Source organism: Oceanobacter sp. 4_MG-2023, assembly GCF_030689165.1.
Lineage (GTDB): Bacteria > Pseudomonadota > Gammaproteobacteria > Pseudomonadales > Oceanobacteraceae > Oceanobacter.
The window spans coordinates 46493-68180 of the sequence record NZ_JAUYVV010000008.1; the positions used below are offsets into that span (position 1 = coordinate 46493).

Annotated in this window: 20 protein-coding genes; 7 read left to right on the plus strand and 13 right to left on the minus strand. The window is 53.5% G+C overall.

Annotation, left to right across the window (positions count from 1 at the left end; all coding sequences use genetic code 11):
* Positions 1-35 precede the first annotated feature (35 nt).
* Positions 36-2450, plus strand: a complete 2415-nt coding sequence (locus tag Q8W24_RS07765; RefSeq protein WP_305474955.1) for an adenosine deaminase — start codon at positions 36-38, stop codon at positions 2448-2450.
* Between the two features lie 217 nt (positions 2451-2667).
* On the opposite strand, the gene Q8W24_RS07770 is transcribed toward Q8W24_RS07765, so the two are convergent.
* The 10 genes from Q8W24_RS07770 to rutR all read right to left on the minus strand — a co-directional run bounded on the left by Q8W24_RS07770 (position 2668) and on the right by rutR (position 14745).
* Positions 2668-4212: an esterase-like activity of phytase family protein gene (locus tag Q8W24_RS07770; protein WP_305474957.1), complete on the minus strand. Its 1545-nt coding sequence runs from the start codon at positions 4210-4212 to the stop codon at positions 2668-2670.
* A gap of 494 nt (positions 4213-4706) precedes the next feature.
* Positions 4707-5639 (minus strand): helix-turn-helix domain-containing protein, encoded by a 933-nt coding sequence (locus Q8W24_RS07775; protein WP_305474958.1) that lies wholly within the window; start codon positions 5637-5639, stop codon positions 4707-4709.
* Between the two features lie 911 nt (positions 5640-6550).
* The gene (locus Q8W24_RS07780) at positions 6551-7318 is read right to left on the minus strand and encodes an SDR family NAD(P)-dependent oxidoreductase (RefSeq protein WP_303434709.1); all 768 of its coding nucleotides are present in this window, start codon (positions 7316-7318) and stop codon (positions 6551-6553) included.
* Between the two features lie 51 nt (positions 7319-7369).
* Positions 7370-8299, minus strand: a complete 930-nt coding sequence (locus Q8W24_RS07785) for an ABC transporter permease (RefSeq protein ID WP_305451788.1) — start codon at positions 8297-8299, stop codon at positions 7370-7372.
* Positions 8299-9393, minus strand: a complete 1095-nt coding sequence (locus Q8W24_RS07790; protein WP_303434707.1) for an ABC transporter permease — start codon at positions 9391-9393, stop codon at positions 8299-8301. The genes Q8W24_RS07785 and Q8W24_RS07790 overlap by 1 nt, the downstream gene beginning before the upstream one ends.
* Entirely contained in the window at positions 9386-10906 is a 1521-nt protein-coding gene (locus tag Q8W24_RS07795) for an ABC transporter ATP-binding protein (protein ID WP_303434706.1), read from the minus strand. The genes Q8W24_RS07790 and Q8W24_RS07795 overlap by 8 nt, the downstream gene beginning before the upstream one ends.
* Complete coding sequence (locus Q8W24_RS07800) at positions 10903-11997, minus strand: BMP family ABC transporter substrate-binding protein (protein WP_303434705.1); 1095 nt, start codon at positions 11995-11997, stop codon at positions 10903-10905. Before Q8W24_RS07800 ends, Q8W24_RS07795 begins: the two co-directional genes overlap by 4 nt.
* 57 nt (positions 11998-12054) lie before the next feature.
* Positions 12055-12441: a VOC family protein gene (locus Q8W24_RS07805; RefSeq protein ID WP_303434704.1), complete on the minus strand. Its 387-nt coding sequence runs from the start codon at positions 12439-12441 to the stop codon at positions 12055-12057.
* Between the two features lies 1 nt (position 12442).
* Positions 12443-13450, minus strand: coding sequence for an isopenicillin N synthase family oxygenase (locus Q8W24_RS07810; RefSeq protein ID WP_303434703.1), 1008 nt, complete (start codon positions 13448-13450; stop codon positions 12443-12445).
* Between the two features lie 599 nt (positions 13451-14049).
* Positions 14050-14745: an HTH-type transcriptional regulator RutR gene (rutR, locus tag Q8W24_RS07815; protein WP_303434702.1), complete on the minus strand. Its 696-nt coding sequence runs from the start codon at positions 14743-14745 to the stop codon at positions 14050-14052.
* A gap of 281 nt (positions 14746-15026) precedes the next feature.
* Between rutR and rutA the strand changes: the two genes are divergently transcribed.
* Genes rutA through Q8W24_RS07845 form a run of 6 tightly spaced genes read left to right on the plus strand, consistent with a single transcriptional unit; the run spans position 15027 to position 19198 of the window.
* On the plus strand, positions 15027-16118 hold the full coding sequence (gene rutA, locus Q8W24_RS07820) for a pyrimidine utilization protein A (protein WP_303434701.1): 1092 nt from the start codon (positions 15027-15029) through the stop codon (positions 16116-16118).
* Complete coding sequence (gene rutB, locus Q8W24_RS07825; RefSeq protein WP_305474960.1) at positions 16115-16870, plus strand: pyrimidine utilization protein B; 756 nt, start codon at positions 16115-16117, stop codon at positions 16868-16870. Before rutA ends, rutB begins: the two co-directional genes overlap by 4 nt.
* A complete protein-coding gene (gene rutC, locus Q8W24_RS07830) occupies positions 16867-17250 on the plus strand; it encodes a pyrimidine utilization protein C (RefSeq protein ID WP_303434699.1) in 384 nt (127 codons plus the stop codon). The genes rutB and rutC overlap by 4 nt, the downstream gene beginning before the upstream one ends.
* Positions 17251-17265: 15 nt before the next feature.
* On the plus strand, positions 17266-18063 hold the full coding sequence (gene rutD / locus Q8W24_RS07835) for a pyrimidine utilization protein D (RefSeq protein WP_303434698.1): 798 nt from the start codon (positions 17266-17268) through the stop codon (positions 18061-18063).
* Between the two features lie 11 nt (positions 18064-18074).
* On the plus strand, positions 18075-18665 hold the full coding sequence (locus Q8W24_RS07840) for a malonic semialdehyde reductase (protein ID WP_305474962.1): 591 nt from the start codon (positions 18075-18077) through the stop codon (positions 18663-18665).
* Between the two features lie 11 nt (positions 18666-18676).
* Positions 18677-19198 carry a flavin reductase gene (locus Q8W24_RS07845; protein WP_303434696.1) on the plus strand — a complete coding sequence of 174 codons (522 nt, stop codon included), beginning with the start codon at positions 18677-18679 and terminating at the stop codon, positions 19196-19198.
* 83 nt (positions 19199-19281) lie between these two features.
* Here the strand turns inward: Q8W24_RS07845 and hemW are convergent, their stop codons facing one another.
* The 3 genes from hemW to rdgB all read right to left on the minus strand — a co-directional run bounded on the left by hemW (position 19282) and on the right by rdgB (position 21608).
* Positions 19282-20427, minus strand: a complete 1146-nt coding sequence (gene hemW / locus Q8W24_RS07850; protein WP_305474964.1) for a radical SAM family heme chaperone HemW — start codon at positions 20425-20427, stop codon at positions 19282-19284.
* 2 nt (positions 20428-20429) lie between these two features.
* Positions 20430-20903 (minus strand): hypothetical protein, encoded by a 474-nt coding sequence (locus Q8W24_RS07855; protein WP_305474965.1) that lies wholly within the window; start codon positions 20901-20903, stop codon positions 20430-20432.
* Positions 20904-20999: 96 nt separating this feature from the next.
* Positions 21000-21608 carry an RdgB/HAM1 family non-canonical purine NTP pyrophosphatase gene (gene rdgB, locus Q8W24_RS07860; protein WP_305474966.1) on the minus strand — a complete coding sequence of 203 codons (609 nt, stop codon included), beginning with the start codon at positions 21606-21608 and terminating at the stop codon, positions 21000-21002.
* Positions 21609-21688: the final 80 nt, after the last annotated feature.

The window sequence follows — 21688 nt, forward strand, 5'->3', positions numbered from 1 at the left end:
CGTGGCTTTTTAACTATATATATAAGTGGGCAGGCATGGAAAGATATATAATCAGTTCTACCCACTTGCTACACGAATTATTGACAACCTGTTTTTCTGAAAAGATTACTGATGAGCAGGTAGAGACTTCGATATTTCTGACTCAGTATGAACTGGATAGAAATTTTCCTGATCATATTGCTAAGGCAGAGTGGTTGTCTTTACAGCAGAGCCTGAAAAGACAACATCTATCACTAGGACCTATAGCGGCGCTACGTAATATCGCCAAAATATTCGTGAAAAACGAAAAAGATGGGCCTAAGGCAGATTTAGGTTTGTATTCAACTTGGCAGACATTGATGAGCCGGATTTCTTGCTTGCCAGTCATGGCTTGTCATCAGGTTTTTAATCCTGGAGCTGCCAATCAGCAATACGATTTTCATTGGCCTCTGTATCCGTATCACCCAGGAGTGGAAGATTATATCCGCTGTGAGCAGTTGCATGAATCTCATCAGCATCTGAATGGCAGTACTAGTGCTGAGGAATGCTGGCTGGATACTTTGGCGTCTCCGGACCTCTCTGTTAAGGAGTTTGAAAAAGCATTTCATAAATTCTCGATGTTGCGTCAACTTTGTCGCCAGGTAGATTTCTCGCTGACTCCTAAGACATTGAGTATGCGTTTGAAAATAGCAGACAATATTCGGGAGATACTATGCCGAGTTGCACAAGGGATGATACTACCAGATTGGTTATCGGCTTTGGAGCACCCTGACCAGTTAAAAGAAAACAGCTTATGGCACAAACAAGAAAATGGAACAATGGAGGAATACTTTTTTACAACTTCATGGCCATCTGATAATAAATATAGCCAGATATCTGAATACTGCCTGTTGGTTAAATTGTTCGAACGCTGGAAATATGGTGCTCCGAAAGAATTGGAACGATTGTTGTGGATCTATTTACTGATTCAAAATCAGTATTTGACGTTATTAGTACAGCGTGATGACTTCTTTGGGTTTGACCAGTTTCAGAAATACACGACTACTGAATTGCGGGAGGAAACAGAAAAGACATATTTGTCGCGTTTTAAAAATGCTCATGGTAGTGGTGAACACTCTCAAACCTTTTATCTGGAGGGGCGTTTTGCACCAAAAGATACATCAGTGAAAATGCAGAAACTGTTGTTTAGTATTCTCCGTGGATATTGGGAGTATTTGTGTTTGTATAATAATAATTACTGGCCTCACACTAACCCTCTTAGTCTCTATCAGGTTTTGGATAATCTGGAAAATATAGGTGTTGATAACCGAGTTGCTCAGTTGGCTTTAGTCCCTCATTTTATCAAACAACAACAGAAAAATAATGAGGTTTACCCATACGCGATACTATTTAAAGATTTAAAAACCAGGGCAGCTATTTTGATGGAGCTGCTACAACATGACCCTCGCTTGACTCGCTGGGTACGAGGTATTGATGCTGCCGCGAATGAAATGCACGCACCACCAGAAGTCTTTGCACCTTTGTTCCGTGTATTGTCGCGAGCTGGAATCAGTCATATTACGTATCACGTCGGTGAAGACTTTCCTCATCTTATCAGTGGTGTTCGTTCAATTGATGACGCCATTCGATTTTTGCCACTTAGAAATGGTGATCGGCTGGGGCATTGCACGGCAATCGGCATCACTCCCGCTATCTGGAAGCGGTCGCTACCACCCAAGTTGGCAATCACGAAAGAAACTCGCTTGCTGGATTTGGTATTTATCTGGAGGGAATTGAAAAATCATCCTGAATTATTACGTTATGCTCATGATGCTGCAATGCAGGCAGTGCAACTGGCTCAGGAAGTTTTTGGGTTGGAAGAAGAAATATCAATCACTACACTGGATCAGCTCTTTAATTTGCGTGATTTACTACCTGAAGCTGAAGGGTTACTTGGTGAGATTGATGGACCTTTGCAGCCTGCGTCCTTGTGGACAGAAGAACATGAACGTGTGCATGAATGTTTGCGCTTAACTTATATGAAACGGCCATTAAGGTTGTATAAGGAATGGCTTAGGTCTACAGAAATTCGTGAACAGCGGCAAGAATATATTGATGTTGATATGACAGCTCTACCTGATAATGCTTTGATTGTATTGCAACAGGCAGTCATGGCAAAACTTGCCCAAAAGAATATTGCCATTGAATGCCCACCGACCAGTAATACTAGAATAAGCCAATACCGTGACGTAAGTGAGCACCATATATTTCGATGGATGGGGTTGCCTGGAGAGGCGATTGACGGCGATATATCCATGTCTATTTGTCTAGGGTCAGATGATCCTGGAGTGTTTGCTGCTGATTTGAAATCCGAATTTTATCATCTGTTTGTTGTATTGACGGGAAAATTTGGTTTATCCGCTACAGAAGCATTAAGGAAAGTAGCGGAAGTAAATGAAAACGGCCGGATTTACCGATTTCATTTGAATTAGGATGACTTCATTATTTGGGTGTTAGCACAGTGTCAAGTAATGGTGTATATGTTATCAAATATAGAATTCGATATCAAATCCAATATTCTTGTCAATAAGCTATTTACTGATTGTATTTATATTTTCGGAAAAATTCCTATATAAAACTTTCTGTATGAATAAAAAACCCATATCTGCAGCGCAAATATGGGTTTTTTAAAACACTCAACCGATTATATTAAAGATCCAGGTCTTCAATAATATAGACGGTGTTGGCATCAATCTCGGTTTGCCCTGCGTCCAGATATTTTTGTTCCAGCACGCCGCTGGTTGACCAGGTTGCAAAGTCATCATCATTGATAACAGCAATGGTTGAATCGTTAATCAGCCACATGCCTTCAAGCTTGTCGTGTGGGTATTGAACTTCTGCCACCAAATCAACCAGGAAGGTTTTGGTAACCGGTGTAATGGTATTTAAACCTGTCCAGCCTTCATTCAGTACAACTTCTTCCAGAGTTTGTCCGTCTTTGGTTAACCCAAGCTCGGCATCCTGAACCCATGATCCTGAATCGGTAATGCTTTCCAGGTCGGTAGCGTTACTGATATCAATTTTATACAGGTATTTCATGGCGCTGGCATCGGAGGCGAAGAAAGCACCATCACGTTCGATCACAACAAATTCAGTGGCGCTGAGAGCAACAATACCCGACTGGGAGTTTTGTGTTTTCTCCTGGCGGTACAGGTACTGCGCCACGCTGCCTGTTTCTGTATTGACTGTAACAATACGCACGATATCCAGGTCTTTTACTGAGCTGCTTGGGTTATACATGGTGGATTGCATGATGCCGACCAGTGTTTTTTCATCTGGTGTTACGGCTAAACCTTCCATGCCGCGATTGGCTCGGCGATTGGAAAATTCTGCAGGCAGATTGATCGATACGCGGTCATCATCGGCAAAGGCATTAATACGATCGATTTCATTACCGTCAGCGTCGAAGTGAACCATGTGTGGGCCATATTCGTCGCTTACCCAGAAGGTACCATCAGAAAGCGCGACCATGCCTTCGCCATCCAGTCCATAATCATCCAGCAGGATAGGATTGGTCGTTTCATCGTAAGGCTGGCTCATATCTTCACGAAGCACTTCGACAGTGCCATCGTCCAATACGGCGTAAGGTGTTTCACCGGTACCGCCTAGCGCGGAGTTATTGGGCAAGCCGGTGATTAAGGTGCCGTCTGGACGTTTTAATAGAGTTTCCTGGATCAGTTTTACATCGCCATTGTCCTGAATTTCAAATAAGCCGATGCGTGGAGTGTAATCTTCTACCGGGAATATTTTACCGGTACCCTGGTCGCCAGTGTAAACAGCGTTTGGTCCACGGTCGGTCAGGGCATAAAACTGGCTGGCATTGGTTGGGTGCTTAACCATGTCGGAGCCGTAGCCGCCATTACGAATCTCGAACAGAGCGCCCGGTTTTGCACCGTCTTCAATGTCGCTACGTAATACGGTGTAGGGTAATGTCGAGCCATTGACACCAACGGTATTTGCGTCGCAATCATACGTTGTCTGAGCCACTTCGCTCTCTGACAGGGTGCCATCGGCATCGGCATCCAAACCGGATTCGATTTTTACACCACCAAATACACACTCATTATCGCCAAATGCAACCAGCTCATGGTTTACCAGGCTGTTGAAACCTTCGTTTCCATTGTCGCCGTCATCTCCGGCACATGCAGTCAGCAAACCGAATACAGTTAATGAAATTATCCTTTTCTTGAACATGTTCTGATTCCTAGGGTGTGAGAAATCGACGCATGGTAGTGACGGGTTCTTACAAATAAACGACATATTTATTGCAAATATAATTATAAATATATCAATTTGACATCAAGGTTTAATATAGTTCTGAAATTGAATTTTTCTGTGCTGTTTGTTTTTTATAAGTCGCCATAAATGCAAGTAAATGGTCAGATTTGTCATATTGGATTTATTGGTCTGAGATATTTGAAGCGGTATTAAGGAATATGGTAGCCGTTTTGTCTTTTATTTGTGCTGGTCAGGGTTCTGTCCGGTTGTGAATATTTTCGGCGTTATCTGCGAGATATCTGCTGGCATGTCTGCGTTTGACAGCAGGCATCACGTTTTTGGGTTTGGGTTCCGGTCTTCTGGTTTGGGTTCAGGTCTGGATTCAGGTCTGGATTGGGTTCCGGTCTGGATTCAGGCCTGGATTGGGTCTGCTGCCATTGGTGGACGGAGTGGTTACAGCCAGAGCAGAGTCAGGCAATGGCCCGGCGCAGGGTGCTGGAAGGTGATTCACCAAACAGGGCGGTGTAGTCACGGGCAAAGCGGCCAAGGTGCAAAAAATGCCAGCGCATGGCTGCTTCCGTGACGGTGATGGTGTGATACGGAGGGTGAAGCAAGAGTGCGCGTACCCGGTTAAGACGAAACAGGCGCAGGTAGGTATTGGGAGACATTCCCAGCAGAGTCTTGAAGCTGTATTGCAGGGTACGTTCACTGACACTGGTTTCGCGACACAGATCGACAATACCCGGGCTGGCGTCGGCATTGGGTACCGCTTCCAGATAAGCACAAACATGATGCACCAGCCGGACAGCCCGACGGCGGCTACTGATGCTGGAGTGCATGATATCCGGCTGCGGCCGTGACGACTGCAACATCATCATCAGGTTGTCGGTGAGGTAGCGTTCTATACCCGCAGGGGTCAGGCACGGCTGGCCGAGGCTTATGTGGTGCAGCAACTGGTTGATATGCTGATCCAGCTGAGCCTGTCCCGGGGTTTCAAGGCACATCAGCTCAGGGGTGTCGGGGCCTTCCCGGCGCTCAGGGTCAATAATCATCGCCTGTTGCTGAAAATGCTCCTGATCGAAGCGAAAATACACCGTTTCGGCTTCACCACCGACATGCACATCCGCCTCGGTTCCGGCAGGGATCAGAAACAGCGCCTTATGGTTGGCCTGATATTCAGAGACCCGGGCGGTATCGAGGGTGCCGCGGACATAGGAAAGAGTGCAATATTTCTTATCCATGGTGAAACGTTTGTGCACGGTGCAGTTCTGGCGCTCGATCACCATCTTGATGCCCGGCAGATTGAGTTCCTGATAGCGCCCGGCATAGCGACCGCTGCTGACCTGATCAATTGAAATCGGTAGCCAGTCTTGTACCAGCGCCTGCTCCGACGCATCTTGCACTGCAAGATTCTGGAAGTGTATATCAGCGGCTGTGTTCAAGCCGTGGCGAGTCGCAGCGAAGGGCTCTGTTGATGTAATGAGAGCCGGGGTGAGAGCGGAATCATGACAGTCCATAAGCATTGGGGTCGGGTGATGAATGGGTGTTTTCAGAGTAATGGATAAGTCATCTTGCCCGTAAAATCGGACGGATTTTGAACTTTATGGAAAGGTTGTGAAGCAGCCGGAGAATATTGCGTAACCATTCTTTTGACTGATGTGGTGGGTGTTTTTTTTCCTTATATTCGACAGGTTTTGCCAGTCTTTAGTATCAGATATATCAGGCCCGGTTATGGCGCTGCCCAATCCGGTTTTATATCGAATACCCTGATTTTTATTGTTTATATTGTGTGTCAGTAATGAGTGCAGCCCATGGCCAAAGTGGCCTGGGCGGGAATATTCGTGGCGCGATGACCTGAAGCTGGAACCAATGCAGTTCCAGTGGCTTGCCACAACCGCGTGATGTTCATGCCAATCGCCTGACATCGTGACGCAGTTGTGTTGAATAGGGGGCCGAAATCCGTTTCAACCAGCTCTAAAACCTGTTTGTTGCCAGCGCTCGGGCGATTGATTGCCTTGCTGGACTTGTTCGGGTGTTCTGGCGACGGGTTATCGCATTACCCTTGCCAATATTACAAGCATGAAACAGGCCAATGCTTTATTTTTTGCCACGGTGCCCATAATAACGGCAGGATCGCTTTCTGAGCGATATTGCATGTGTTATTGGCCGCGGATGACACACCAAAAAAGGGCAATGCGGTTAGTGCAGTGCCCTTCAGGAAGGCAGGTGATTTGCGGAATCTATCGGTTTGCGCCCCGTATGGCGATCACCGCAGGGATGATCACCGGGGCCGCAAGTTCCTGTTCGCAAATATCTATTCGGCGGGGTCGCGGTGAATGGCGTAAGGGCCCCAGGCCTGGCGGACGGGGACGATTTCCATGCGGTTGATGTTCATATGTACCGGCAGGGCGGCGATATAGGCGACCTGTTCGGCAACATCATTGGCGGTTAATGGCACGGTGTCCTGATATACGGCATCGGCGGCATCGGCATCTCCGGCGTTACGTACCAGGCTGAATTCGGTTTCGGCGATACCGGGTGACAGGTCGGTAACGCGTACTCCGGTGCCTTGCAGGTCGCAGCGCAGGTTAAAAGAAAACTGTTGCACAAAGGCCTTGCTGGCACCGTAAACGTGGCTGCCCGGGTAAGGATTGCCCGCTGCGGTGGAGCCGATATTGATAACACTGGCTCCAACACCCCATTCGATCAGTCGTGGCAGTACCGCGTGGGTGACGTTGACCAGGCCGGTGATATTGGTGTCGATCATGGTGTGCCAGTCGGCCAGGTCGGATTGCTGCGCCGGGCCGGGGGCCAAGGCCAGACCGGCGTTGTTGACCAGTAATTGAATACCGGCAAAAGCGTCGGGTAATTCATCAATAGCGTGCTTGACGGCGTCGGCATCCCGTACGTCCATTTTCAAAGCCAATACGGGCGTAGTCGAAGACAGTTCGTCGGCGAGGGCGTCGAGGCGTTCCTGACGACGACCACAAATAATCAGTGGCCAACCTTGTGCGGCCAAATGGCGGGCACTGGCGGCACCGAAACCGGAAGTGGCTCCAGTAATCAAAGCTACACCTTTCATGCAAATATCCTGTTGTCTGTAGTGTGTCTGTAATAGGGTGAGCACGCCGCTTCAGCGGCGCTCTTCACGAATAAAGGGTTCGCCCAGCGCACCGGGCTGGCTGCTGTTATCACGGCTGGCAACGGCCACCCAGATCATTACGCCAAGGGTGACAGCATAGGGCGTCATAAAGACAAAATACTGTGGCAGGCGAATGCCGGAGGCGGCCATCTGTGGAATCAGCGCTTCGATACAGCCAAACAGCACCGCACCGGCGAGGGCTTTCCAGGGAGACCAACGGGCAAAAATCACCAGTGCGACGGCAATCCAGCCGCGTCCACCGACCATATCCGCCAGCCACATCTTGGTGCTTAATACCGAAATATAGGCACCGGCCAGACCAATCAGGGCTGATCCGGCGGCAATTGCAGCACAGCGGTAAGCCAATACCGGAATCCCGGCGGCGTCGGCGGCCTGGGGGTTTTCACCCACGGCACGCAAGCGTAAACCGAGTACAGTGCGGTTCAGTACCAGCACCACCAACAGGAAGATAATAGGCGTCAGATAGACCACCGGGTCCTGAATAAACAGTTTGCCGAGAACAGGCAGTTCCGACAGCGGCCATAACGACAGATCTGAGAGGCCGGACACAGGTCGGCTGGTCCAGTTCATCAAGGTGCCGCACAGCCCGGTCAGACCCTGGCAGAAGAACACCAGTGCCAGCCCGGCAATCACCTGGTTAATACGCATGATCAGCACCATCAGAGCGAATAGCTGCGATACCACGGCGGCGGCGATCATCGCCATGATCAAGGCGGCAACGGTGGAGCCGTCAGTCATCAGGGAAGCACCGATACCGGACATGGCACCGACCAGCATCAAACCTTCAGCCCCCAGGGCCAGAACTCCGGAGCGTTCAATAATGATCAGCCCCAAGGCTGCCAATGCAAAAGGCACGGCAAAGTCGGGGATATTACCGATCCAGCTTGCGATCAGGCTCATCAGCTCTGCCCTCCTTGAATACGGCGAATACGGTGACGAATAAAGAACTCGGATGAGGCAACACAAATCACCAGAATGGCCTGGATCAGCTGCACCATGGAGAACGGAATCTGGTAGAACACCTGCAAACTGCGACCTGCGACAAACAGTGTCGCGACCAACAGCGCCACTACGGTGGCGGCGATCGGTTGGTTACGGGCCAGAAAGGCAATCAGGATTCCCGAGAAGCCATAGCCAACGTAGAACGAATGGGTCAGGCGGCCTTCCTGTCCGGCAGTAATCATAAAACCGGCCAGCCCGGCCAGCGCCCCGGATAACAGTACGGTACCAAGGATTACCCGATTAACCGGCACCCCCACGGCACGGGCCACACCAGGACTGTTGTCGACAAAACGTAGGTACAGCCCAGCCCGGGAGACGTTGGTAAACCAGAGCACCAGAAAGGCAACCAGGGTGGCCAGCACAATCGCCAGGCTGAGTCCGTCAAAGACATCGGGCAGGCGTTCGAATACCCGGTACTGAGGGGAGTAGGGGAAATTGTCACGGGGGTCTTTCCAGTCGCCGTATACCAGATGCAGCAAGAAATTCAGCGCGATGTAGTTGAGCATCAGGGTCGAAATGATTTCGTTCACCTTGAGGTGCAGCTTCAGTAATACCGGCGCCAGCGCCCAGATCAGGCCACAGACCACGGCACTGAGCAGCATCAAGGGCAAGCGCATCGACGGTGGCCCGATCTCGAACAGCGAAATCGCAGTCGCGCCGATAGCTCCCCAGATCATCTGCCCTTCCAGGCCGAGGTTCCAGAACCGCGCCCGGAACGCAACGCAGCCAGCCAGGCCGACCATAATCAGCGGCGCGGCCTGAAACAGCACGGCCCGCAGGCTTTGTGCATCAAACAGCGTCAGAATAACAAACTCATTGAGCAGTTCGCCCGCAGGCACTCCGGCCACCACCAGAATCGCTGCTGAAATCAGCAGGCCGACCAGCAAGGCCAGGGCAATCACTAGCGCCTGCCAGTACCAGGCCATCTGCTGACGTACTTCCAGCGTATAACGCCGTGCCAGCAAGGGTTGAAAATTCGTTGCATCAAACATGGTTCACCATGGCTTGCCCAATTGCCTGACGGTCTGCCGGTTGGGCAAACTCGCCGATAATACGTCCTGCTGACATCACGCCAATGCGATCTGCCAGCGCCATTACTTCATCCAGGTCTTCGCTGATCAGCAACACGGCTGCTCCGGCATCCCGGGCGCTGCGCAAGCGCTGGTGTACGGCCAGAGTGGCGCGCACATCCAGCCCCCGGCTGGGGCTGTGAACAATCACCAGTTGTGGCTGGCGGCTGAACTCGCGAGCGATCACCAGCTTCTGGGCGTTGCCACCCGACAGCAGTGCGGCTTTCTGTTGCAGTGAGCGCACCCCCTGGACATCAAATTCGCTGACGGCGGCGGCGGTATCGGCTTCGATCCGGCGGCGGCGCAGAAACCAGAACGGCCCGTACCGGCCGCTGTGAATCTCGCCCATGGCGAAGTTGTCACTAATCGACAGCGGTGCAGCCAGGGCGGCGGAATAACGGTCAGCGGGAATACAGGCAATACCCAGTTCGCGCCGTCGGCTGGCACTGAGGTCGCGCAAATCGCCTTCACCAACCAGCTGCATCGAGCCGCTGACCGGTTCTGGCAGGCCCATCAAGGCTCCGGCCAGTTCGCTTTGACCGTTACCGCCCACCCCGGCAATGCCGTAGATTTCTCCGGCGTGCAGGCTCAGGTTAACGCCGCGCAGTATCGGCGCATTGGGATTGGTTGAGCACAGCTCGCTGACTTCCAGCTTGACCTCACCGGCTGCCCGGCTGGCGGGAACCTGGGGTGGGGTCGGGGCGTCGCCAACGGTCAGCTTGACCAGCTCGCCAACCGTTACCGATTGCGGCTTGAGGCTGGCGACGGTGCGACCGGTACGCATGACCGTCACTTCGTCGGCGTAGCGCATAACGTCGTTCATCTTGTGCGTCACCAGAATGACCGCAGCGCCTTCCTGGTGAGCAAAATTCTGTACCGTAGTCAGCAGGTTTTCTGCTTCCGCATCGGTGAGTACGGCGGTTGGTTCATCCAGAATCAGGATGCGGGCACCGGCCAGCAGCACTTTGAGAATCTCAACGCGCTGCTGTTCGGCGACCGACAGCTGATCGACCCGCGCAAACGGGTCAATGGTAAACCCCAGCCTGGCCGCCGTGGTCTTGATCTCCTCGGCGGTTTGCTGCAGTCGTTGGCGGAAACTGAGGGCCTGGTCATTACGCAGGCCCAACAGAATGTTTTCCGCCACGCTGAAGGGTTTAACCAGCTTGAAATGCTGATGCACCATGCCGATACCCTGGGTGGATGCATCCAGTGGCCCCTTGAGGCGCACCAGGTTGTCATCAATGAACAGCGATCCGGTTTCTGGTGCGTACAGTCCGGCAGCAATGTTCATCAGTGATGACTTGCCAGCGCCATTCTCGCCCAGCAAGGCATGGACCTCGCCCCATCGAGCTGTAAAGGAAGCCTCGGAAAGAGCCTTGAAGCCGTCAAAGGATTTGCTGACGGCATCGAGTTGGATCGCGTTCTTGTTGCTCATTGCTGGGTAACCACGCCCTTGACGAACCAGTCCATGGACCACAGTTCCCCATCAGACAGACTTTCGCCTTTGGCTGCCTTGATGTTGCCATCACGATCCGAGATTGGCCCTGCGTAGATCAGCTTGTCACCTTTCAGCAGTTCGTCACGAGCGGCCATGATTTTGGCTTCATCTTCTTTGCTGATAATGTCGCTGCCACAGCAGGAGACGTCGGTACCGCCTTCTTCCATCGACAGCAGCGCGCCATGTTCGGCTGGCTGCCAGCCACCGGCCATGATTTTTTTCAGTTCAGGGGCAAGGAAACGATCCCAGACCCAAACCGAAGAACACACGGTCGCTTTCGGGGCAAACTCGCTCATATCACGGTGGTGACCGGTGCCATAGACGCCACGTTCTTGTGCGACGATCTGTGGGGTCGGGCTGTCCACGTGCTGGCCAATTACATCAGCACCCTGGTCAATCAGCGCTGTTGCCGCTGCGCGTTCCTTGACCGGGTCGTTCCAGGCTCCGGTGTAGATAACGGTGACGGTGGCGTCCGGGTTGATTTGCTGGGCACCCATGGCGAAGGCGTTAACGGTCCAGTTAACCTGGCCAAACGGGTTGGCGGCAACAAATCCGAGCTTGCCGGTCGGTGAAGCGGCACCGGCTGCCATGCCACACAGGTACTGGCTTTCGTAGGTACGGCCGTAGAAGGATTCAAGGTTGTCTGAATTGGTGGTACCGGAACCGTTCAGGAATGCGACATCCGGGTACTTGTCGGCCAGTTCCTTGAAGGTATCGGAGTAACCAAAGGCGGTACCGATAATGATGTTGGAGCCACGCTGGATCAGACGCTCAACGGTGGGTTTGATCGCGGAGGCTGTTTCCGGGACGCTTTCCACGTACTGGATTTTCTGGTCGATATCGTCTTCCAGACGCTGGCGTGCTTCGTCGAAGGCCTGAGTCCAGCCGCCATCGTTACGCGGGCTGATATACAGCATGGCGATTTTCGCCGGGCCTTTCAGGGTAAAACCAGCATCTTCCGCTGACACGGAGGTCGTCATGGCGCATGCGGCCAGGGCACATAATGTGCCCGTGAGCAGTTTCTTCATTGTCACAATCCTTCTTGCGGTGAGTCGTTGGAGGTCGTGCGGTAGGTAGAGCCCTGCTTAAAGCATGTGGTTGATACGGAAGACATTGCCTTCCGGGTCAAGCAAAACGGCCTGATACCAGTTGTAGTACGTGGTATAGGGAGCCTTGATCATGGTCGCGCCTGCAGCACAGGCGATCGGTACCATACGGTCGACCTCTTCGGGACTGTCGACGTCGATGTTCAGTAAAAACTTGCAGCCGGAGGTGTCGGCGTACTCGCTCAGGTGCAGCAGTTCGTAGGCATCCAGCGCATTGAAGCCGATGCAGCAGCTGCCGGCATCGATGCCGCGAAATATCGGCGAGCGGATGGCTTCCACTTCCGGGAAGTCGAAGACGCGCTGATAAAAGCCACTCAGGGCGACGATGTCTTTGGCGAATACGTTGACGTAAGAAAGTGTGCTCATATCAGGCTACCTTGTTGCCGCCAAAGGTGGTTTGGCGGACGAATTTGGATTGCAGATGGTCGCCGGAGCTAACCGGGGCGTAGCGAGGTTCTTCGCCTTCTGGCACACAGCTGGGCAAGCACTCCACCATGACGTCGTAGTTCGGCTGGTGGAAGAACACCAGTGACTGGCGTTGCTGGTCGCCGTCGACGTCTTCCGGAGGATTCACCACCCGGTGCAGGGTTGAGATCCATTGGTCGTTGGTCCACTGCATCATCAGGTCGCCAATGTTGACGACAAAACCGTCTTCCACATAAGGCACATCGACCCATTCGCCTTCGCGGTTGCAAACTTGCAGACCACCCTGGGCGCTGTCGGGTTTGACGATGGTGAGGCTGCCATAATCGGAGTGAGCACCGGCCCGTAACTGACCTTCTTCGATGCCTTCTTTCAGATGCGGATAACGCAGGCTGCGGAACATGCTGATGTGCTTGTCGATCTTGTCGTCGAAAAAGGTCTCTGGCATTTCCAGTGACAGGGCAAAAATACGCATCACGCTGCGGGCCAGGTCGCCCATGGCAGCAAAATATTCCGCGTACGCTTCCTCAAATCCAGGCAGCGTTGTCGGCCAGACATTGGGGGCAAAATGCGGCCCGGCCATGGCTTCGGAGTAATAAGGTTCATCCGGCACATTCAATGGCCCGATGGAGAAGGATTCTTTCAGGTCGCCCGGAGCGGCTTCTTCCATGGAGTACGACAGGCTCTCTTCTGCTACCGCGCTGTAGCCGCGCACCATGTCGGGACGGGGACGGTTGGCTTTGCGTTTTTCTTCCATGGGCAGGTCGAAGAAGCGGCTGGTCAGTTTGCTGACCCGCTCGATCAGCTCTGCAGGGATCTGGTGTTGGGTAATGACCAGGAAACCAATATCCCGGCAAGCCTGATTCACGGCCTTGGCCACGCTGGCCTTGCCTTCGGCCGTGCCATCAAAATAAGGGCCAAGATCGATGATAGGAACATATTGAAGCGTCATACGATTGCATCCTCCGACTGAAATTCAGGTACTGATTTGATCAGTTACCTGATCTGAAGAATCCGCAGGCGATACCAATCGCCCACCGTTTCCGAACAAAGAAACAAAAGCAGCAACTATGCCAATAAGAAATTTATGTTAGATAACAATGATTTATGTCTTTTTTGATACTTAGTTTTTATCAAATGGTCTGAATTAGAGCACTCGGTTTGTGCGGGAGGCCCGAAAACAGGGCGAGATAATCGTGACTTTGGCAGGAGTTCAGAAGATCGGGATAAATAACCATTTAAAAATAAAGGTTAATGGGTAAAAAACAGCCAGTGGGAATAATAGAAAGGCATTGTGACACCGGTATTATGGGCATGGATGCCTTGGAATTGGCAGCACAAACGGCCATGAAAATAACCAGCAAGACACAGTTGCCACTTTGATCCATGTCATTGATTTATAAAAAGTTATCTATTAAGCAATAAGGAAAAACAGCCAAGGCAGGAGCGCAGTGACAGCATGCTGTCTGACCCATACGGGTTTTGGGTCAGACTCTGCACCGTGATTGGACAGGGCAAGGATAAAAGGAGACAGCGGGATCTTGGCTGGTCTCAGGGGCGTGGACAGATCCCTTGCAGCACCAGCATTTTGAGATTGGCGAGGGTTTCCGCAAAAAAGTCGGGATCATCCAGGGTGTGACCCGCCACGGCTTCTACCTGTACGCGGAAGTCGGCGTAATGCTGTGTGGTTGCCCACAGGGAAAAAATCAGATGATGCGGTTCTATCGGGGCCAGTTTGCCCGCTTCTATCCAGGCATTAATCACCGCGACCCGGGATTCGACGGTGTCCCGCAGGGAAGAGCTCAGCTCATTCAGCAATAGAGGGGCACCTTGAATCATTTCCAGACAAAACAGGCGGGACTCTGCCGGATGATCCCGTGACAGCTCCAGCTTGACCTGAAGATAGGCGCCAATGGCTTCCACCGGGTCCTGTTCGATGTGGAACTCCTGCAAGGGCCGCAACCAGATATCCATCAACTGACGCAATACATTCAGGTACAGGTCTTCTTTGGAGGCGAAGTAATACAGTAGGTTGGTTTTGGATACATCGGCCTGGCTGGCCACTTTATCGAGGCTGGTACCGTGCAGGCCATAGCGTGAAAACACATCCAGGGCAGCGTCCATAATAGCGGCTCGTTTGGTTTCCATCAGGCGTTTGCGCCTGCTCAAGGTTGCTTCACTCGGGACCCGGCTACGGGCTTTCGGCTTCTTTGCGGGCGTTGCCGTCCGCTGTATCTGCTTGTTCACTCTGCTTACCGTTTGTTCCTTGGTTGCCGCATTCTACCCCATTGTGCTGCCTGCAGCTCAAGCGCTTGATTTGTGCCCCAATTCGGACCGGAGCGCACAAACCAAGTGCTCTAAATCAGACTATTTGGTCTGAACTAAAACACAAAAAATAACTAAGTAATTGATATATATCAACAATATCAAAATGGCACACTTGATGCTTTGGTCTTATTACAGCCAAGCCGCAAAGCAACATAACAGGCGCCAAGGCAAATCTATTACCAAACCCTGAGGGCAGAGCAATGAATGTAGGCATCTTCATACCTATCGGCAACAACGGTTGGCTGATCTCCAAGAACGCTCCGCAGTACATGCCAACGTTTGACCTGAACAAGACCATCGTCCAGCGCGCCGAGCATTATGGCTTTGAATTTGCTCTGTCGATGATCAAGTTGCGCGGCTTCGGTGGCGAGACCGAATTCTGGGAACACAACATGGAATCGTTCACGCTGATGGCCGGTCTGGCTGCCGTCACCGACAAGATCCAGCTGTTTGCTACCGCCGCAACCCTGACCATTCCGCCAGCCATTGTGGCACGTATGGCCTCAACGATTGATTCCATTTCCCACGGCCGCTTTGGCGTTAACCTAGTTACTGGCTGGCAGAAGCCGGAGTACTCGCAAATGGGGTTGTGGCCTGGTGATGAGTTCTTCGCCAATCGTTACGACTACCTCAGTGAATACGCCACGGTATTGCGCGACCTGTGGACAACCGGCACGTGCGATATGAAAGGCGAGTACTTCCAGATGGACGACTGCCGCGTCAGCCCCAAACCCCAGGCCGACATGAAAATTATCTGCGCTGGCCAGAGTGAAGCGGGAATGGCCTTTACCGCCAAATACGCCGACTACAACTTCTGTTTTGGTAAAGGGGTCAACACGCCAAAAGCCTTTGCTCCAACGGTTGAGCGACTGGAAAAAGCCACCGCCGACAGTGGCCGGGATGTGACCTCCGTGGCGCTGTTTATGGTGATTGCTGCGGATACCGACGACGAAGCCCGCGCCCGTTGGGAATCCTATAAAGACGGTGTCGACGAAGAAGCCGTTGCCTGGCTTGGTCAGCAAGGGGCCGCCGATACCAAATCCAAAGGCGATACCAATATTCGCCAGATGGCCGACCCGACGTCTGCGGTCAATATCAACATGGGCACGCTGGTGGGTTCGTTTGCAACCGTCGCCGGCATGCTCGATGAAATTGCTGAAATCCCCGCCACCAGTGGTGTGATGCTGACGTTTGATGATTTTGTTCAGGGCATCGAAGATTTTGGCCAGAAGATTCAGCCATTAATGAAAAGCCGCAAACACGTTGTGGATATGTTGGAGAATGCGTCATGAGCAGTATTGATAATCCGGTTGTGGGTTATGCCCCCGACCAGCAAGGTGATGTCAGCATGGTGCTGCTCGCCAGCCCGGAATCGTTGGCAATCAATGTCAAAGAAACGGCGCTGATTGTGGTCGATATGCAGAACGCCTATTCCACCAAGGGCGGTTATCTCGACCTGGCCGGTTTTGATGTGTCGACCACCGGGCCGGTGATTGAATCCATCACCAAAGCCATCAAGGCCGCTCGTGCGGCGGGTGTGCAAGTGGTGTTCTTCCAGAACGGCTGGGATGCGGAATACACCGAAGCCGGCGGCCCTGGCTCGCCTAACTGGCACAAGTCCAACGCTCTGAAAGCGATCCGCAAGAACCCGGAACTGATGGGCACGTTGCTGGCCAAGGGCACCTGGGATTACGATCTGGTGGATGAACTCAAGCCTCTGCCCGGCGATCTGGTGATACCCAAACCACGTTACAGCGGCTTCTTTAATACCGCTCTCGACAGCATGTTGCGCAGCCGCGGCATCCGTAATCTGGTGTTTACCGGGATCGCCACCAATGTCTGTGTGGAATCAACCCTGCGCGACGGCTTTTTCCTCGAATACTTTGGCGTTGTACTGGCCGATGCCACCCATCAGGCCGGGCCGGACTACGTCCAGCAAGCCGCCCTGTACAACATTGAAACCTTTTTTGGCTGGGTCAGCACTGTCGATGACTTCTGCACCACCCTGGCCGCCTCTACCCCAACCCAAGGAGCAACCGCATGAGCAAGCAAACAGTCCTTCCTGCCGGTACCGGCAAACCGTTAGCACCGTACGTTCCTGGCTCCATGGCCGATGGCGTGTTGTACGTATCCGGCACCTTGCCGTTTGATAAAGACAACAACGTCGTACACGTCGGGGATGCCACTGCGCAAACCCGTCACGTGCTGGAAACCATCAAGGGTGTGGTGGAAGAAGCGGGGGGCACCATGGATGACGTCACCTTCAATATGATCATGATCCGTGACTGGAGTGACTACCCGGCGGTTAACGAAGTCTACGCATCGTACTTTCCGGGTGAAAAACCGGCGCGTTACTGCATCCAGTGTGGTCTGGTAAAACCGGATGCCCTGATCGAAATCGCCAGCATCGCGCATGTTGGCTAACCGATGAGCAATGTCATGCATATTGAAATTCATGGCCGGCAAGACGCCGATGCCCCGACGCTGGTTTTCAGCTCGGGGCTAGGTGGCGCTGCCCATTTTTGGGCACCGCAGCTGAGCAGCCTGGGCAAAGACTTCCGCATTGTCCTCTATGATCAACTCGGCACCGGGCATAGCCCGGCCGAATTGCCTGAAGGTTACGCAATTGGCGATATGGCCAATGAGCTGCAACGCCTGTTAGCCGAGTATCACATTGGCGACTACCATCTGGTGGGGCATGCGCTGGGCGGTTTGGTTGGTCTGGAACTGGCACTGCAAAAAGCCCCCGGACTCAAAAGCCTGACGCTGATGAACGCCTGGGCCAAGGCCAGTCCTCACACCGCTCGCTGCTTCTCGGTACGCAAGCAGCTGTTGGCGGGTGCCGGTGCGGCTGCCTATATCGAAGCCCAGGCGCTGTTTCTTTATCCGCCGACCTGGATTGCCGAACATATCGAGCATCTGGAAGTGGAAGAATGCAAACAGCTGGCAGGGTTTCCTCCGGTCGAGAACCTGCTACGACGCATTCAGGCGCTGCTGACGTTTAACCCGGGAGAAGCATTGGCCAAGGTTGAACAGCCCACTTTACTGCTCGCCAACAGTGATGATTCGCTGGTGCCCTGGACCTGCTCCCAGGAGCTGCAACGGGTACTGCCCAACGCCACTCTGAAAGTCTTTGATTACGGCGGCCATGCTTCCAGCATCACCTGCGCCGAGACCATTAATACAACGCTGGCCGATTTTATTCACAGTGTTGCACCTACTACTCCAGCGGCCTGAGCGAGGGCTTTATGAACGAACCACTTGATCCTGGCGCTCTGGCGCAATTGTTTACCGAAGCCCGCAGCCACAACGGCTGGCAGGACCAGCCTGTGCCAGACAGCCTGCTGGAGCAGCTGTACGACCTGGTCAAAATGGGCCCGACCTCTGCCAACTGCAGCCCGGCACGTTTTGTGTTTGTCCGTACCGCAGCAGGCAAGGAGCGTCTGAAACCTTGCCTGTCATCCGGCAACCTCGACAAAACCATGACCGCGCCCGTTACCGTCATTGTTGCTTACGACAGCGAATTCTACGACGAGCTGCCAGCACTCTTTCCCCATGGTGACGCCCGCAGCTGGTTTACCGGCACGCCAGAACTGATTTACGAAACCGCTTTCCGTAACAGCTCGATGCAAGCGGCCTACCTGGTGTTTGCCGCCCGCAGCCTGGGTCTGGATACCGGGCCGATGTCCGGCTTTGATAACGCCGCCCTGGATCAGGAGTTTTTCAGTGACGGTCAGTGGAAGTCGAACCTGTTGATCAACCTGGGCTACGGCGACAGCAGCAAGGTCTACGACCGTCTGCCGCGTCTGGACCTTTCCAAAGCCTGTCTGTTTTCCTGAAGGAGCCTGCTATGTTGGCCGTCAAAACCCCAGAAACCGCGCCGCAGACTGTTAGCCGCGACGTATTCCGTAGCGCCATGTCGATATTGGCTGCCGCCGTTAACGTCGTGACCACCGAAGGCCCGGATGGCCGTGCGGGTTTTACCGCAACCGCGGTGTGCAGTGTCTCGGATGAACCCGCCAGCTTGCTGGTATGCCTGAACCGCAATGCCTCGGTCTACCCGGCATTTCGCGACAGCGATTACTTGTGTGTGAATACCCTGAGCGCCGATCAACAGGCGTTGTCGAATACCTTTGGTGGCAAATCCCCCATGGCCGAACGTTTTGCGGCAGCGCAGTGGAGCACCGACGTTACCGGCTCACCAATGCTGGACGGCGCGCTGGTCAACTTCGACTGCCGCATCAGCAATCGTGTTGCCGCTGGCAGTCACGATATCCTGATCTGTGAGATTGTCGGTATTCGCCAGCAGGAAAGTGGTGATGGCCTGATTTATTTCCAGCGTGGTTATTGCAACGCCACACCGTTGGGTTAAAGCGCGGATACGCAATACGGCCATAACCGTGGGGATGTTCTCTGCGGTTGTCCGTATGAACAGGACACGCGCCACGGACGGCCCTAGAGAAATAACCCCAGTAATTCATTCAGGTACTGTTGGCCGCGTTCGGTGGCCCGGATGTCTTGTCCTACTTCCAGCAGCCCCATGGCTTTGGCTTTGGCGATGGGGTCGGCAACGCTGGCCAGTGTTTGGCCGGTACGTTGCTCAAAGCATGCGACGCTGATGCCCTGGCGCAGTCGCAGGGCATTCATCAGGCATTCCAGCCCCATGTCGTGGGCGGCAATTGGCTGGCTACCGGCAAGGAATGGCTTGTCGGGGTTGAGGTAATCACTGGGCTGGCGGGTTTTCCAGCGCCGGGCGCTGTGGATCTGGCCTCGGCTGTCGAGCCAGCTGACTTTGCCGTGCGCACCGGCACCAATGCCGAGGTAGTCGCCAAACTGCCAGTAGTTGAGGTTATGCCGCGCTTGTTTTCCGGGTTGGGCAAAGGCGGAAATTTCATAGTGGGCAAATCCGGCGTCGGCCAGGCGTTGTTGGCCGGCGTCCTGAATATCCCAGAGGGTATCGTCTTCGGGCAGCACTGGCGGGCGTTTGTAAAATTCGGTGTTGGGTTCGATGGTGAGCTGATACCAGGAGAGATGTGGCGGGTCAAAGCTCAGGGCGGTGTTGAGGTCGTCCATGGCGTCGACTAACGACTGTCCGGGAAGGCCATGCATCAGGTCGAGGTTGAGGTTGTCGAACCCGGCAGTCCGGGCAGCCGTGATGGCGGCTTTGGCCTGGTCGCTGTCGTGGATGCGGCCGAGTTTCTGCAAGTGCAGGTCGTTAAAGCTCTGGATGCCCATCGACAGGCGGTTGATGCCGAGTGCACGGTAGGCGGCAAAACGGTCGGCTTCGAAGGTGCCAGGGTTGGCTTCCAGCGTGATTTCGATATCGTCGGCAAACGTTAGCCGTTGGCGCAAGCCGTTGAACAAGCTGGCGTAAGCCTGCGCCGATAACAGGCTGGGGGTGCCTCCACCAATAAAAATGGTCTGGATGACACGCCCATGGCGGTGTTCCAGCTCGCTGTCGAGGTCATTTAACAGCGCTGCCACATAGTCTGTTTCCGGTAATTCGGTGCTGGCTGTGTGCGAGTTGAAGTCGCAGTACGGACATTTGCGAATGCACCAGGGCACATGGATGTACAGACTGAGTGGCGGCAGCTGGCGCATGCTCAGTTCCAGTTGTTGTCGTGGTGCTCGCCGTGGTGTTCACCTTCATGATGCTCACCGTGATGTTCACCTTCATGGTGCTCGTGGTGCTCACCGTCATGACCCTGTTCATGGCCACCTTCGTGTTCACCTTCACCTTCGCCTGCGTGTTCGCCATCGGAGTATTCACTGGCGTTTTCGTCGTCTACTGCCTCGTTTTCTTTGGCGGGCAGCAGTTCTGCAACCGCGACATCAAGAGTCTGCAGCAAGGCCTGAACCTGGGCTTCCATTTGGTGTTGCTGGTGGGAAAGGCGGGTTTGCTCCTTGTCCAGTTCATCGTTCTGTTGCATCAATTCGGTATTTTTTTGCTCGGCAGCGGCCAGAGCTTGCTGGGTTTGTTCCAGGTCTTCCTGCAGTTGCAGGTTTTCCAGTTGCAGGTTTTCCAGGGTTTGAATGGTCTGGGTGATCTTTTGCTGTAACTGCTCAAGTATTTCCACGATGTGCTCCTTTTCTCGATTAACAATGCACCACATGGTGTGCAGAAAACCCCTCACCGCATAACAACAGAGTGTGACGGGGTAAAACAATAATAGTCAGGGTTGCCAGCGTTGCAGCAGTTGCCGCATGGCCTGGCCCCGGTGTGACAGGGCATTCTTACGGGCCTTGTCGAGATCCGCCGCGGCACATTGCTCCGCCGCGACATAAAACAGGGGATCGTAACCAAAGCCGTTGCTGCCGGATGGCGAGGTTAATATGGTGCCTTCCCAGTGGCCTTGAAAGACTTGGGGGGTCGGATCTTCGCCATGGCGCATGTAGACCAGTACACATTGGAATCGTGCCGTGCGCTGTGCTGCCGGAACGTCGGCCAGGCGTTGTAATAGCAGGTGATTGTTGTCGTGATCGCCGCTACCTGCCTGGTTCATGCTGGCAAACCGGGCGGAATAAATACCTGGCTGCCCTTGCAGGGCATCTACTTCGAGACCGGAGTCGTCGGCCAAGGCGGGCAAGCCGGTGATGGTCGCGGCGTGGCGGGCTTTGAGAATGGCGTTTTCGACAAAGCTGAGGCCGGTTTCGTCCGCGTCGCTGACACCAAGGTCACTCTGGGGGATAAGAGTGATGTGGCGGTCGGCAAAGTGGCTGTCGAACAGCTGGGAAAATTCCCGTAATTTGCCAGCGTTGCCGCTGGCGAGAACGATTTTCATAGCAGAGCCTTATGGCGCATCGCAAGGTATCCGGGCATACCGGGCCGCGTTGGCGTTACCCGGTGTGCTGCTGGCGACAC